Annotated in this window: 13 protein-coding genes and 1 tRNA gene; 7 read left to right on the forward strand and 7 right to left on the reverse strand. The window is 65.9% G+C overall.

Features of this window, described 5'->3' with window-relative positions:
* Positions 1-14: 14 nt before the first annotated feature.
* From PO605_RS05460 to PO605_RS05470, 3 genes are read left to right on the forward strand one after another with little or no spacing between them, the layout of a single operon-like run.
* Positions 15-1,514 carry a di-heme oxidoreductase family protein gene (locus PO605_RS05460; RefSeq protein ID WP_047474417.1) on the forward strand — a complete coding sequence of 500 codons (1,500 nt, stop codon included), beginning with the start codon at positions 15-17 and terminating at the stop codon, positions 1,512-1,514.
* Complete coding sequence (locus PO605_RS05465; RefSeq protein ID WP_047474415.1) at positions 1,514-2,599, forward strand: imelysin family protein; 1,086 nt, start codon at positions 1,514-1,516, stop codon at positions 2,597-2,599. Before PO605_RS05460 ends, PO605_RS05465 begins: the two co-directional genes overlap by 1 nt.
* On the forward strand, positions 2,583-3,785 hold the full coding sequence (locus tag PO605_RS05470; RefSeq protein WP_047474413.1) for a DUF1513 domain-containing protein: 1,203 nt from the start codon (positions 2,583-2,585) through the stop codon (positions 3,783-3,785). Before PO605_RS05465 ends, PO605_RS05470 begins: the two co-directional genes overlap by 17 nt.
* A 106-nt stretch (positions 3,786-3,891) precedes the next feature.
* Here the strand turns inward: PO605_RS05470 and PO605_RS05475 are convergent.
* The 5 genes from PO605_RS05475 to PO605_RS05495 form a co-directional block, all read right to left on the reverse strand.
* Positions 3,892-3,968, reverse strand: a tRNA-Met gene (locus tag PO605_RS05475).
* Positions 3,969-4,097: 129 nt separating this feature from the next.
* Complete coding sequence (locus tag PO605_RS05480; protein ID WP_047474411.1) at positions 4,098-4,877, reverse strand: enoyl-CoA hydratase; 780 nt, start codon at positions 4,875-4,877, stop codon at positions 4,098-4,100.
* A gap of 95 nt (positions 4,878-4,972) precedes the next feature.
* The gene (locus tag PO605_RS05485) at positions 4,973-6,895 is read right to left on the reverse strand and encodes a M61 family metallopeptidase (protein WP_047474409.1); all 1,923 of its coding nucleotides are present in this window, start codon (positions 6,893-6,895) and stop codon (positions 4,973-4,975) included.
* A 121-nt stretch (positions 6,896-7,016) separates the two neighbouring features.
* Positions 7,017-7,727: a DsbC family protein gene (locus PO605_RS05490; RefSeq protein WP_034364245.1), complete on the reverse strand. Its 711-nt coding sequence runs from the start codon at positions 7,725-7,727 to the stop codon at positions 7,017-7,019.
* Positions 7,728-7,871: 144 nt separating this feature from the next.
* A complete protein-coding gene (locus tag PO605_RS05495; protein WP_026062153.1) occupies positions 7,872-9,017 on the reverse strand; it encodes an FAD-dependent monooxygenase in 1,146 nt (381 codons plus the stop codon).
* 175 nt (positions 9,018-9,192) lie between these two features.
* On the opposite strand from PO605_RS05495, the gene PO605_RS05500 reads away from it, so the two are divergent.
* The 3 genes from PO605_RS05500 (at position 9,193) to PO605_RS05510 (ending at position 11,923) form a co-directional block, all read left to right on the forward strand.
* Positions 9,193-10,059, forward strand: coding sequence for an MOSC domain-containing protein (locus tag PO605_RS05500; protein WP_047474408.1), 867 nt, complete (start codon positions 9,193-9,195; stop codon positions 10,057-10,059).
* 69 nt (positions 10,060-10,128) lie between these two features.
* Positions 10,129-11,223: a redox-regulated ATPase YchF gene (gene ychF, locus PO605_RS05505; protein WP_016447967.1), complete on the forward strand. Its 1,095-nt coding sequence runs from the start codon at positions 10,129-10,131 to the stop codon at positions 11,221-11,223.
* 157 nt (positions 11,224-11,380) lie between these two features.
* The gene (locus tag PO605_RS05510; protein WP_047474407.1) at positions 11,381-11,923 is read left to right on the forward strand and encodes a CbrC family protein; all 543 of its coding nucleotides are present in this window, start codon (positions 11,381-11,383) and stop codon (positions 11,921-11,923) included.
* Between the two features lie 131 nt (positions 11,924-12,054).
* Here the strand turns inward: PO605_RS05510 and PO605_RS05515 are convergent, their stop codons facing one another.
* Positions 12,055-12,597, reverse strand: coding sequence for a hypothetical protein (locus PO605_RS05515; protein ID WP_156136146.1), 543 nt, complete (start codon positions 12,595-12,597; stop codon positions 12,055-12,057).
* On the reverse strand, positions 12,560-13,141 hold the full coding sequence (locus tag PO605_RS05520) for a hypothetical protein (RefSeq protein ID WP_272206169.1): 582 nt from the start codon (positions 13,139-13,141) through the stop codon (positions 12,560-12,562). Before PO605_RS05520 ends, PO605_RS05515 begins: the two co-directional genes overlap by 38 nt.
* 277 nt (positions 13,142-13,418) lie before the next feature.
* Here PO605_RS05520 and PO605_RS05525 point away from each other — a divergent pair, with 277 nt between their 5' ends.
* The gene (locus PO605_RS05525; protein ID WP_047474405.1) at positions 13,419-14,318 is read left to right on the forward strand and encodes an SMI1/KNR4 family protein; all 900 of its coding nucleotides are present in this window, start codon (positions 13,419-13,421) and stop codon (positions 14,316-14,318) included.
* Positions 14,319-14,425 lie beyond the last annotated feature (107 nt).

The raw sequence follows: 14,425 nt of genomic DNA on the forward strand, positions 1-14,425 counted from the left end.
GGACGTCCCCACCCATGAATCTCTCCCCCTCGCTGCTGGTCGCTGCCTCCCTGGTCCTGATGGGCTGCTCGGCCCAACAGCAGGACACGGTGGCTGCCGCGCCAGCGCGCGCGCCAGTACCGCAGCCTGCTCCCGATCCAGCTCTTTTGTTCGCGGCACCGGGCGAGCCCCTGCCCCCGGGCGGCCAGACCACGGTCCACGCCACGGGCCGCAACGCCTTCTCGCTGCCCGCCGCCAACCTGGACGATGCAGAGCGCACGCGCTTCGTCATCGGCAACTCCTTCTTCAAGCGCAACTGGGTGCAGGCGCCGGCCTCCACCACGGCGCGCGATGGCCTGGGCCCGCACTTCCTGGCGCGCTCCTGCGGCGGCTGCCATGTGCAGGATGGCCGCGCCCAGCCGCCCGACTTCCACAACCCGCTCAAGCCCCAGCCGTTCGCGGGCCTGCTCATGCGGCTGTCCATTCCGGGCGAAGGCCCGCACGGCAGCCCGGTGCCGGAACCGGTCTATGGCGACCAGTTCAACACCGAGGGCGTGCTGGGCGTCAGGGGCGAGGGCCAGCTGCGCATCCGCTATGAACAGGTGCATGGCCGCTTTGCCGACGGCACGGCCTACACGCTGGAAAAGCCGGTCTACGAGCTGGCTGCGCTCAACTACGGCCCCCTCGCTGCCAACCTGATGACCAGCCCGCGCATTGCGCCCCAGGTCATCGGCCTGGGCCTGCTGGAGCACATCCCGGAGTCCGAGATCCTGGCCAACGCTGCCGCCCAGGCGGCCCTGGGCGGCCCCATCAAGGGCCAGCCCAACTATGTCTGGGATGCCTACGGCGAACGCATGATGCTGGGCCGCTTCGGCTGGAAGGCCAACGTGGCCTCCATTGCCCACCAGACGGCTTCGGCCTTCCTGGGCGATATCGGCATCACATCGAAGCGTTTCCCGCACCAGACCTGCACGCCCGCGCAAAAGGACTGCCTGGCCGCGCCCAACGGCAACGGCGCCGAAGGCGTGGAGATCGAGGACCGCGTGCTGGACGACGTGATCTTCTACCAGGCCACGCTGGCGCCGCCTGCACGGCGCAACGCCAGCGACCCTGCCGTGCGCCGTGGCGAGGCACTGTTCCACCAGGCCCAATGTGCACAGTGCCACCGGCCTTCGTACAAGACCGGCGGCGCGCTGTTCCCCGCGCTGTCGCCGGCGCTCAGCAGCCAGGCGCTGTCGGGCCAGACCATTGCGCCCTACACCGACCTGCTGCTGCACGACATGGGCGAGGCCCTGGCCGATGGCCGGCCCGACTTCAAGGCCTCAGGCCGCCAGTGGCGCACGCCGCCGCTGTGGGGCATAGGCCTGCTGCCCGATGTCAACAACCACCAGCGCCTGCTGCACGACGGCCGTGCGCGCGGCGTGCTGGAAGCCATCCTCTGGCACGGCGGCGAGGCCGAAGCCGCGCGCGAACAGGTGCGCCAGTTCAGCGCCGAAGACCGTGAAGCCCTGGTCAAATTTGTGGAGTCCCTCTGATGCAAGACATGCGCATGACCCCTCGCCAAATCCTTTGTGCCGCCGCGCTGGCGCTGCTGGCCGCAGCCCCTGTCCATGCCCAGGAAGTGGATGCCAACATGGCCATTCCCTTCTACAACACGGCCCACGCCGTGCAGGGGCTGTACGGCCAATGGTTCTCGCCCGAGGCCAAGGCCGCGCAGGCATCCGCCCAGGCGCTGAGCCAGGCGCTGCGCGCACACTGCGCGGCACCTGCGGGATCGGCTGCCGCCACGCTGCAGACGGCGCGCCAGGCCTATGTGCAATCGTCGCGGCAGTGGAGCAGCCTCTCGGCCGTGGCCCTGGGGCCGCTGGTGGAGCGCCGCTCGGCACGCCTGGTGGACTTCCGCCCCATGCGCCCGGCCCTGCTCAAGAAGGCCATACAGTCGGCCCCCGCCGATCTGGCCGCCATGGAGCGCATCGGCGCACCCGCCAAGGGATACCCGGCGCTCGAGAACCTGCTGTGGACCCAGCCCGTGGAGCCGCAGACGCCGGCCTGCGCCTATGCCACCCTGGTGTCCGAGGAAATCGGCGCCGAGATGGGCATCCTCCGCAATGGCTTTGCCAAGCTTGCCGCCCAGGACTGGTCCGAGGACGGCGATGCCACCACCGAAGCCATGGCCGAGTTCATCAACCAGTGGGTCGGCGGCCTGGAGCGCCTGCGCTGGGCGGACATGGAAAAGCCCTTGCGCAGTGCGGGCAGTGCAGGCAGCAAGCCCCCCGCCTGGGAGCACCTGGCCAGCGGCAGCACCGTCGAGGTCTGGCGCGCGCACTGGCAGGGCCTGCGTACGCTGGCCGTGAGCGTGGACCGCAAGGTGCCCCGGCCCGGCGTGGACATCGTGCCCATCGAGTCCTACCTGCGCGGCCGTGGCCTCAACCCGCTGGCCGACCGCTGGCTCACGGCCGTCAACGAGGCCGATGCCGGCATGCGCGCCCTGACCGAGCCGAGCGCCAAGGCCGTCGATGCCGGCACCAAGCCGCTGTCGCGCCTCAAGCGCCTCATGGAAGGCGAGGTGGCGCCTGCGCTGGAAGTCAACATCGGGTTCTCGGATGCCGACGGGGATTGAGCAGGCGCTGAATCGCCGCCGCTGGCTGCAGGGCCTGGGTCTGCTGGCTGCCATGCCGCTGGCAAACTCCCATGCGGCCAGGCCGTCTGGACCGGCACGGTCGCTGGCTGCGGCCTGGATGCAGGGTGACCAGATGCGTGTCGGCATCGTGCAGGCCAGTGCGCAGGTGGACAGGCCGCTGCAGGTGCTGCAGGCCCTGGATGTGCCCACGCGCGCCCACGGCATGGCCGCGCTGCGCGACGGCTCCGTGGTCTTTGCCAGCCGCCGCCCTGGTGACTGGCTGGTGCGCCTGAAGCCCGGACAGGCCGCCGAGGATGCGCAATGGCAGTGGATAGAGCCCGACCGCTTCTTCAACGGCCATGTCATCGAAAGCGCCGATGGCCGCCATCTCTACACCACCGAGACCGACCTGGAAGATGCCCAGGGACTGATCGGCGTGCGCGATGCCATCACCTTGGAGAAGATCGCCGAATGGCGCACGGGCGGCATGGACCCGCACCAGCTGCTGCTGGACGCCGACGGCACGCTTATGGTCGCCAACGGCGGCATTCCCACGCAGTCCGAGACCGGCCGGCGCAAGCTGCAGCTGGACCACATGGACTCGTCCATCGCGCGGCTGTTGCCGGCAGAAGGCGGCGCCCGTGCCGGCCTGTGGAAGCTGGACGACAGCCGCCTGAGCCTGCGCCACCTGGCCTGGGGCCCGCAGGTCGCCCACGCGCCCGCGCGCCGCTGGCTGGGCATTGCGCTGCAGGCCGAGCACCGCGACACCGAAGCGCGCGCCGCCGCGCCCGTGCTGGCCCTGTTCGATGGCCACCGTTTGCATGCCGTGCCCCTGCCCGAAGGGCGCGAGCCCCTGGCCGGCTATGGCGGCGACATCGGTTGCGACGGCCAGCTCTTCGCCGTCAGTTGCCCGCGCGTGAACACCGTCACCTGGTGGCAGGTGCCCGGCAACGGCCAGGCCAGCGGACGCTGGCTGCGTGGCGATGCCATGCCAGGCGTGTACTGCGTGGCCAACGCAAGCGTCTCGCTCGATGCCAACGGCCGGCCCCTGCCTGCCGAGCCCGCGCTGTGGATGGGCGGTGCGCGCCAGGCCCAGCTGCGACAACGCGGCCAGGTGTTGCGCACGGTGGCGGTGCCTGGAATGGCGCTGGACAACCACTGGATTGAGCTGAAGAGCCGCCGCTAGCAGCCGGGGGAGGGCGGCGAGCAGGGTGCGCTCCCGGCGTGCCCGCGCTCTGTTCGTCGGGCAAGAAAAAAGGGTCTACGCTTGCACGTAGACCCTTTTCTTTGTTTGGTGGCGCTTCACGGACTCGAACCGCGGACCTGTGGATTATGATTCCATCGCTCTAACCGACTGAGCTAAAGCGCCGTAAGACCTAAATTATATGCAGAATTTTTGGTCGATCCGGGAAGTTGTGCAAATTTCTCGAAATTTCTTTGCGAGAGGCCTGCAGTGCCTTGCCGGAAGACGCGCATTGTAGCGTGTCTTTCAGCAGGTTCAGAGATGTTTGAAGTTTGCGGAGCGCTTGTTGACGAAGGCGTCCATGCCTTCCTTCTGGTCCTGGGTGGCGAACAGCGCGTGGAACAGGCGGCGCTCGAACATGACGCCGTCGGCCAGCGAGCCCTCGAAGGCGCGGTTCACCGATTCCTTGGCCGCCATGACGGCGATCTGCGAGAAGCCGCTGATGATGATGGCGGCGCCCAGGGCTTCGTCCATGAGCTTGTCGAAGGCCACGACGCGGCTGACCAGACCGGCGCGCTCGGCCTCGGTGGCGTCCATCATGCGGGCCGTGAGGGCCATGTCCATGGCCTTGGACTTGCCCACGGCACGTGGCAGGCGCTGCGTGCCGCCGGCGCCGGGGATGACGCCCAGCTTGATTTCCGGCTGGCCGAACTTCGCGTTGTCGGCGGCGATGATGAAGTCGCACATCATCGCCAGCTCGCAGCCGCCGCCCAGGGCAAAGCCGCTGACGGCGGCGATCACGGGCTTGCGGATGCTGCGGATGGTCTCCCAGTTGCGCGTGATGTAGTCGCCCTTGTAGGCGTCGGCAAAGCTGTACTTGGCCATGGCGCCGATATCGGCGCCGGCCGCAAAGGCTTTCTCGCTGCCGGTGATGATCATGCAGCCGATGGCTTCGTCGGCATCAAAGGCCTGCAGGGCCTGGCCCAGCTCGTTCATAAGCTGGTCGTTGAGCGCGTTGAGCTGCTTGGGGCGGTTGAGCGTGATGATGCCGACCTTGTCGGCTTCGACGCGAACTTCAATCATTTCGTAGGCCAAGGGAGTCTCCTGCTGGGGTTGTCGTCGTGATGCTCAAGAATAACCGGCCAGGGGCGCGGGTGCGCGTGTGTGCATGTGCGCGCCTGCACCGCGTTTCACGGCGTGCCGGGAGCCTGCGGGCTGTCGGCGCGGCCGCCCAGCCAGCGTCCCACGGCCTCTTCGTCGGTGATTTCCAGGGCGAGGTTGCTGGGAGACGGGAGCTGTGGAGCGCTGGAGATGGCAGCTTTTGCATCGCCGTTGTCCGTTTTCTCGACCATGGCGGCCTCGCTCAGCAGGGCCGAGCCCCAGGGCAGGGTGAAGGCCAGGATCTGGCGGTCGCGGGCCACCCAGGCCACCATCTCCAGCGCCGTGCCTGCGTACAGCGCCACATCGTCCAGGCGGGTGATGCGCCAGCGTGCGGGCTGTGCATCCTCGGCCCCGGTGGGCAGCTCGATGGCCAGCCATTCGTCGCCGGCCATGAAGCCTGCGCGCTCGGCCAGGCTGCCGCGCAGCACGGTCTTGACGGTGATGCCCTGGCTTTCCTGTACGCGCAGGCCCAGCCGCTGGGCAGTCTGCGCCGGTTCGGCCTTGGCCTGCACGCCCTGGGCGGCCAGCAGCTCGGCCAGCGGCAGGTCGTCGGTGCCGTGCACCCATTGCGTGATCTCGGGGGCGAAGCTGCGCCCGCCCAGCTCCTGCAGCACGGCCAGCACATCGGCCTCGCGCATGGGGCCGCCCTGGCAGCGCTGCCACAGCGCGCGCATCACGTCGTCCAGCGTGCTGCGGCCTTCGCGGCGCAGTTGCAGGTCCAGGGCCAGCGCGACCAGGCAGCCCTTGGTGTAGTAGCTGACGGTCTGGTTGGGCGTGTTCTCGTCCTGGCGGTAGTACTTGACCCAGGCGTCATAGCTGGCCTGGGCCACGGACTGCAGGCGGCGGCCCGGTGTCTGCAGCACCTGGTTGATGGTGCGCGTGACCAGCTTGAGGTACTGGGCGTTGTCGATCAGGCCGGCGCGGCGCAGCAGCAGGTCGTCGTAGTAGCTGGTGAAGCCTTCGAAGAACCACAGCAGCTCGGTGTAGTTCTCCTGCCCGTAGTCGTAACGTGCGAATTCTGCGGGGCGCAGGCGCTTGACGTTCCAGGTGTGGAAGTACTCGTGGCTGATCAGGCCCAGCAAGGTGGTGTAGCCCTCGGCGGCCTTGCGCTCGCCCACGCGCGGCAGGTCGCGCCGGCCGCAGATCAGGGCCGTGGAGTTGCGGTGCTCCAGGCCCCCATAGCCGTCATCGACCACGTTGAGCATGAACACATAGCGCTGCATGGGCGCGGGCGTGGCCTGCTCGCCCGTACCGTGCCAGAAGGCCAGCACGGTCTCGCAGATCCTGCGTGCATCGGCAACCAGGCGCGCGCCGTCGAAGCTGGGCGCGGCGCCCGCAACGACGAAGCTGTGGGGCACGCCCGCGGCCACGAAGTCGCCACGCCAGAAGCTGCCCATCTCCACGGGGCAGTCCACCAGTTCGTCGTAGTGGGCAGCGCGGTACAGGCCCCAGCCGCGCGCATCGGCGTCCACGGCGTCCAGGCCGGTGGCCACCTGCCACGATGCCGTGGCGTCCGATGCAAGCAGCTGCAGCGTATGCGGCGTGTCTTCCTGGCCGTGCACGCGCAGGCACAGGCTGGTGCCGTTGAAGAAGCCGCGGCGGCGGTCCAGCCAGGCCGTGCGCACCGAGCTGTCGTAGGCGCAGAACTGGTAGCTGAGCACCAGCGGCACGCCGGCTGCGCAGTCGACCTGCCAGAGGTTCTTGCCCTGCTGGGCCAGCGCGACGGGACGGCCGTCCTGCTCGGCAGACAGGTCCTGGAGGTTCTTGGAGAACTCCCGCACCAGATAGCTGCCGGGAATCCAGACTGGCAGCGACAGGGTCTGGCCGGCGGCCGGGCGGGCGATGTGCAGCTGCACGCTGAACAGGTGCGCGTCCACATCAAGGGCCTGCACGCGGTAGTGGATGTCCGCTGCGGCAGTGGCAGCGGCGGTGGCGGCGAGGGGAGAGGTCATTCGGGCTCCTGCAGGTGTGGCCTGGAGGCTGCCCGGGCCCGCTGCGGCGGGCTGGAGCCGGGAAGCTCCGGCCAAGGGGAATCAGAGGGGCGGGCCCGGCATCAGGCCCGCGAGGTGGCGATCAGCGCGCGGCTGCGGCCAGGTTCTTCTCGACTTCCTGGGCGCTGATGGCGCCAGGCACTCGGGTGTTGTTGGTGAAGATGACGGTGGGCGTTCCCGTGATCTTGTACTTGCGGCCGAAGGCCAGGTTGCGCTGCACGGCCGAGGTGTCGCATTGGGCAGCGGCCGGTACCTTGTCGCGCAGCATGTGGTCGGCCCATGCACCGGCCTGGTCCTTGGCGCACCAGATGTTGCGCGATTTCTCGGCCGAATCGGGGCTCAGGATGGGGTACAGGAACAGGTAGATGGTGACGTTGTCCACGTTCTGCAGGTCGCGTTCGAAGCGCTTGCAGTAGCCGCAGTTGGGGTCCTCGAACACGGCCATCTTGCGTTCGCCCTTGCCGTGGACGATGGTCACGGCGTCCTTGAGCGGCAACTGCTTGAAGTCCACCGCCGTCAGCTGGTTCATGCGGTCTTCGGTGAGGTTGCGGCGTGCCTTGGTGTCGATCAGCTCGCCCTGGATCAGGTAGTTGCCCTTGGCGTCCGTGTAGAACAGATCCGTGCCAATGCGCACCTCGAACAGGCCGGACATGGGCGTGGGGCGGATTTCGTCGATCTTTTCCAGCTGGGGAATGCGCTCGGTCAGCGTCTTGCGCAGGTTGGCGTCCTGGGCGTGAACACCGAGGCTCCAGGTCAGGCTGGCAGCCGTCAGCAGGCAGGCGAAGAGTTTCATGGCAATGCGGAGGTGGGCGGGGCCGCGTTCAGGCCGGCCGCGCCGTGGTTGAGGGGGGAGTGCGCAGCGCAGTGCGCCACGGAGCACGGGTACGAGTCGCAAATCGGCAAAGGGTTCAACGGCAAGCATTCCTGCATGCCGGGCTCAGGCGCCGCTGCGCGGGTCCAGGCCCATGGCCTGGCGCGCCATCCAGTCCTTGAGCGGGCCGAAGCGCTCGAAGCCCTTCATGCCCCAGTTGCGCAGCATCTGCACCGGCACCTCCGGTCGGCTGAACAGCTGCTGCAGCCCGTCCATGGCCAGGCCCATGGGCGCCAGCGCGGCCTTGCGCTCGCGTTCGTAGCGGCGCAACAGGCGCAGATCGCCCGTGCTGCGCCAGTAGCCGCGCTCCTGCAGCACGCGGGCCAGCGCCTGCACATCGCCCAGGCCCAGGTTCAGGCCCTGGCCTGCCAGCGGGTGCACGTTGTGGGCCGCGTCGCCCACCAGCACCCAGCTGCGGGCCGAGCGTGCATCGCCGTCGGGCATGGAGCCGCACCAGTGGTCGGCCACGGCCTGCTGCAGCGGCCAGGCCATGCGCGGTGCACTCAGCTCCAGCCGGCCCAGTGCGCCCTGGCTGATGGCTTCCAGCCGCGCCGTGAAATCCTGCGTGTCGGCGGCCAGCCAGCCATCGGCCAGCTCGCGCGCAATGGACCAGACCACGGCCACGCTGTGGCCTTGGGGGCCTTCCAGCGGAAGCAGGGCCAGGATGCCTTCGGGCGTGAACCACTGGCGCGCCACCTGGCCGTGCGGCAGCTCGCAGTGCAGCCGGGTGGCGATGGCGTGCTGTGCATAGGGCGTGACGGCGAAGTCCACGCCGAACTCGCTGCGCGTGCGGCTGGCACGGCCTTCGCAGATGGCCGTCAGCGGCGCGGCCACGGGCTGGTGCACCACCTCGACCATGGGCTGGTAGCGCACGGCCTCGGCCAGGCGCTGCTCCAGCGCGGGCACATCGACGATCCAGGTCAGGGCGTCGACGTCCTGGCGGGCAGCGTCGAACAGCACATGGCCGTCCAGGTCGCCAAAGACTTCCATCTGCGTCACGGGCGTGGCGTGCTCGTCGTCCGGCCAGCAGCGCAGGCTGTCCAGCAGGCCGCGTGCGCTGGCATTGAGCGCGTAGGCGCGCACATCGGGCGCGTTGCCGGTGGGAGCGGCCACCACCAGGGCCACGCGCAGCCGTTCCCGGGCCAGCAGGAGAGCCAGGGTCCGGCCTGCGATGCCGGCCCCGCGTATACATACATCAAAGGTTTGCGCCATGGCCGGCATTGTAGGAGTCCGGGCCATGCCGGGGATTCCAACTGGCGCAAACTCCGGCTTTGGCGTGATGTGCCGCAGCCTGCGTCGCCATCTGGCATATTGCCGCCCATCGCATGGCGCCATTCGCGCCATGGATGGCATACACACTCCAGATTTCCCCAAAAAGAGCTATCCGATGTTTGACCAAGAAAGAGACGTGCAGGGCCGCATTGCCCAGTTGTGGGTATATCCCGTCAAATCCTGCGCGGGCATCGCGCTGCAAAGCAGCGGCGTCGGCGCCACGGGCCTGGCCTGGGACCGCCATTGGATGGTGGTCGATGCCAACGGCGAATTCCTGACCCAGCGCGACCATCCGCGCATGGCCTGGATACGCCCCGAGCTGGAGGCCGGCCACCTGGTCCTGCATTTCCCCCAGCTCCCGCCCTTGCGCATCCCGCTGCAGGCCACGGGTCCGGTGCGCCAGGCGCGCGTCTGGTCGGATGGGGTCCAAACCTGGGACATGGGGCCGGAGGCAGCGCGCTGGCTGACCCAGGCCCTGGGCGCGGATTGCGCCCTGGTGCGTTTCGACCCGGCCGCGCCGCGCCGCACCAGCGAGCGCTGGACAGGCGGCGAGGCCGCGCCCGTGCACTTTGCGGACGGCTACCCGCTGCTGGTGCTGAGCCAGGCGGCCGTGGATGAGCTCAACCAGCGCCTGCAGGCCGCCGGCCAGCCCGCCGTCGATGCCCGCCGCTTCCGACCGAACATCGTGATCGAGGGCCTCGAGGCCCACGACGAGGACCGGGTCGACGGGTTCGACGTGCTCGATGCCCGGGGCCTGCGGCTGCGCATGGCCAAGCCCTGCACACGCTGCCCCATTCCCGACATCGACCCCGTCACGGCCGTGCAGGGCACCGCCGTGGGTGATGCCATCCGTGCCTACCGCCAGGACGACCGTGTCGATGGTGCCATCACCTTCGGCATGAATGCCGTGCTGGAAGGCCTGCACGACGGGGCTGAACTGGCTGTTGGCCAGTCCGTGGCCGGCGACTGGCAGTTCGCCTGAAACGACAGGAAATGCCCGGTTGACTAAAATACGGGGTTTGTCCCCAGAATCCCTGTAGAAAGCCCTGCCATGAGCCTCAAATGCGGCATCGTGGGCCTGCCCAATGTGGGCAAGTCCACTCTCTTCAACGCGCTGACGAAGGCCGGCATCGCCGCCGAGAACTATCCCTTCTGCACCATCGAGCCGAACACCGGCGTGGTGGAAGTGCCCGATCCGCGCCTGCAGAAGCTGGCCGACATCATCACGCCCGAGCGCATCGTCCCGGCCATCGTCGAATTCGTGGACATCGCCGGCCTGGTGGCCGGCGCCTCCAAGGGTGAAGGCCTGGGCAACCAGTTCCTGGCCCACATCCGCGAAACCGACGCCATCGTCAACGTGGTGCGCTGCTTCGAAGACCCGAACGTCATCCACGTGGCCAACAAGGTGGACCCCATCGCCGACATCGAGGTCATCCAGACCGAGCTGTGCCTGGCCGACCTGGCCACCGTCGAGAAGGCGCTGAACCGCTACAGCAAGGCCGCCAAGTCGGGCAACGACAAGGAAGCGGCCAAGCTGGTGGCGCTGCTGACCCCCATCCAGGCTGCGCTGGACCAGGGCAAGCCCGCACGCACGGTTCCCGTCTCCAAGGAAGACGCGCCCCTGCTCAAGCAGTTCTGCCTGATCACCGCCAAGCCCGCCATGTTCGTGGGCAACGTCAGCGAAGACGGCTTCGAGAACAACCCGCTGCTCGACAGCCTCAAGGCCTATGCCGAGGCGCAGGGCGCTCCCGTCGTGGCCATCTGCGCCAAGATCGAGGCTGAAATGGCCGAGATGAGCGACGAGGACCGCGACATGTTCCTGCAGGAACTGGGCCTGGAAGAGCCCGGCCTGAACCGCCTGATCCGCGCCGGCTTCGGCCTGCTGGGCCTGCAGACCTACTTCACGGCCGGCGTCAAGGAAGTGCGCGCCTGGACCATCAAGGTCGGCGACACCGCCCCCCAGGCCGCAGGCGTCATCCACGGCGACTTCGAGCGCGGCTTCATCCGCGCCCAGACCATCGCCTTCGACGACTTCATCGCCTTCAAGGGCGAGCAAGGCGCCAAGGACGCGGGCAAGATGCGCGCCGAAGGCAAGGAATATGTCGTCAAGGATGGCGACGTGATGAACTTCCTGTTCAACGTCTGAGGCGGCACATGCTGCAGCGGGGCTGCTAAAGCAGCTCCCGCGCTTCTCGGAAAAACCGCGCTTTGCGCGGTTTTTTCTTGCCAGGAACGTTTCATTTCCACGCGCTGAGCCGCCATGGACAATGGCGCCTTTCCATTGGGGAAAGAGAGACCTTGAAATGGACCGCCCGCATTTCAGATTCCATCCCGGCGCCTACGAAGCCGTCTTCGAGCAGGAAGAGGGTGTGTGTTCCTGCTGCGGACAAAACCGCAGCCTCAAGTACGAGGGCCCGTTCTACAGCCAGCAAAGCCCCGACTACCTGTGTCCCTGGTGCATTGCCAGCGGGCAGGCTTGCGAGACATACGACGGCGAACTTGTGGGATACACCGATATCGAAGGCGTGTCGCCTGATCCGGCCGACCCCGAGCCCACCATCGCCAGGGAACTGCTGCTGGAAGTAGCGCAGCGCACGCCTGGCTACAGGGCCTGGCAGCAGCCTGTGTGGCTCACGCACTGCAATGCACCCTGTGTCTTCCTGGGTCACGCCGACAGGCAGACCATCGAGCCTTTCCTTGCTGAAGTCCTGCCCGACATTGAAGGCATCTACAGGAACAATGCGCAGTGGATGCTGGAGCGCATGTCCACGGACGGCATGATTTCCGGCTGCCTTTTCCAATGCGTGCATTGCGACAGGCATCGGCTGCATATGGACGTGGGATGAATCCAATGACCACCTACGCCAGTCTCTCCACCCAGACCGGCATTGCGCTGCCGCCGCTGGAGGCTTGGATAGGTACTGGCCAGCGTCGCGTGGAAACAGGATGCGCGCGTTGAAGGCTCAAAGCAGCGGTCTCATGGTCCAAGTCCATAGAGCGTCAACGGCGGGCAGTTGTGCGGTTTTGCCTCAGATTCCACATAGCGGTTCAAGCACTCCACGTTCAGCTCGGTTTGATGCCGTTCTTCCTTGGTCAATTGCTTGATGACTGCATCGGCTGCAAGCGAATTGCGATAAGAAATCTCTGCTTCCTGGATATGCCGGCGCCAATCAGAATTCTGTGCGGGTTTTCGCTGCCTGATCTCCCGCAGCAGTTGCAATCTCGCTTCGGCAAGCTCATTGAATGCACGCGGAGTGGGATAAAAACCAACGCTGTCGCCAAATGCCTTGATGGCAGCGCCCCAGTCCTTGCGTTGCTTGCGTTTCAGCCCTTCTTCGAAGGATTTTCTTGCAGTCACCTGGTCTGCCTTGGAACCATTCGTCCTGAGCCAATCAGCCACAGCCTGTGGATTGCCCTCCTCCTCCTTGGAGAGCATGGGCGCCATGGCTTCTTTGGAAGAAGCCCATGACAGGTGGGTTGTACTAACGCACAACAGCAACATTGCCAACAGTTTTGCCATCACCGGTCCTGCAGAGAATAAGGTAGCGATAAAGTTGATTCCAGGCAGCTGGCTCCACTGTGATGCAGCCGGCGCTTTCTCTTCCCGGGTGCAGATAGCGGTCGTCCTGGAACGCGATCGCTTCTCCACGGCCAAGATAGAACCATGTTTTTGCATAGGGTGTGATGCTTGAATATCTGATGCCACCATCATGAGGATGGTCCGGGATTTGAATTGGATGTACTCCAATCTCTATCGGATTTTCTGGCCAAGTGAAGGCTTTGACCGAGCCAAAACGGTAGTTGAGAGTCTTTCTGCTGAGGCTGAATGTCAAATTTGCAGAGCTTTTGTATTCAGGTCGTTGAGAGCTGATGTTTCCAGAAATTACGGAGAATTTTTTGTTTCTATGTACACCTTTCGTGATTGTGAAGTAATCTCTCCCGCCACTTGATGTGGTCAAGTCAATCTGCAAATGCTCAGGGATGGAAATAATCTCCCCCGTGGGATCACGTTTGACGCGTAACCATCCATCAGATCCTCCTGTTACATATCGCTTTTTTGGCATATGTAGCCTCTCCTTTTTTAGTTGGATTAATTTTTCTTTTAAACGATATTTTTCCAATTCTTCAAATTACAAAGGGTAACTTTTTGCAATTCGGTGTCGTGCTATCGCCTATCGGGTGTGAGGTTCATGCTCGATGTGTCCGGGTAAGAGGTCGTCGGCTGATGCGAGGGTTGGACCTGGAGCTGTATGATTTCCAGCCGTCTGAATGGTAAGAGCGCGATGTCTGAAATAACATGAATTTGAGTCTCCAGAAAATTCTATTGCTCGTCAATTGACCATGAATCCCCTCATCGACTACGCCAATCTCTCCAACCAGACCGGCATTGCGCTGCCGCCACTGTTGAGCGACCTCCTGGCATCGGGAAAGACCGTCTACGGCCCGGATTGGGCAGCCACCTGGCGCCAGCGCTGCCTGCAGGACCCGCCCTTGTTCATGAGTTGGCAGGACTTCGAATGGATAGACGCCGAAGGCAGCCGGGAAATCATCGAGGGCTGGCTTCATCCTGGCGCACAGAACGGCCGGAGCTTTTTGCCATTCGCCCAGTCGGGCGCCGGCGATGCCTGGTGCCTGACACCGCTGGACGCGCATGGCGTGGGTGTGGCGCTGGTGTTGCACGATGACGAGGCCAGCAGTCTTTCGCACGCCTGCTTCGATGTCTTTGTCTGCGCGGGATTTCTGCAGGCCTTTGCGGACCTGAGCGATCAGCTGGATGAATTCTCGGAGCCGGAGGCTTTGCAATTGTTGCGGGCCGATGTCGCACAGACCACGCGCTTCATGAAGCAGGAGTTGGCTGACTATCTGCAGGATTTCTGCCGGCGTCCCTTGGAGATCAGGCCTTGGCGCGACGGGCCCCGGGCGCGTGTTCGCCAGGTGGCTTCATTGATTTCACAGGATGAACTGGCGGCCGAACTGGACAGGCTGCCCGCCGTGGACCTTTCCTTTCCCGTCGTGGCGCGCTGGGAAGTGCGTTCGGTGGAGGAGGGCGGCACGCGGTCCGGCCCTGCGCCAGAGCCAGAGCCAGAGCCCGCAAAGATCGACTGGCGTACCCTTGCCGCCGATCCCCTGCAGAAGATGGCGGCCATCAGGGCCTGCCAGAGCGAGCATGGCTGCAGCCTGGGACAGGCCAAGGCCATGGTGGACCAGCACCTCGGCGGCCGTGTGAACGCGCACGCCTGACCGGGGGCACGCCGGCGCCTTCAACCCACCATAGCCATCCATCCCGCCAACCGACCGCCTTCACCCTCCAGTTCCGCAGTCCCTCCCATCCGTGCCGAACTCTTCTT

This window comes from Delftia sp. DT-2, assembly GCF_028401915.1.
Lineage (GTDB): Bacteria > Pseudomonadota > Gammaproteobacteria > Burkholderiales > Burkholderiaceae_C > Comamonas > Comamonas tsuruhatensis.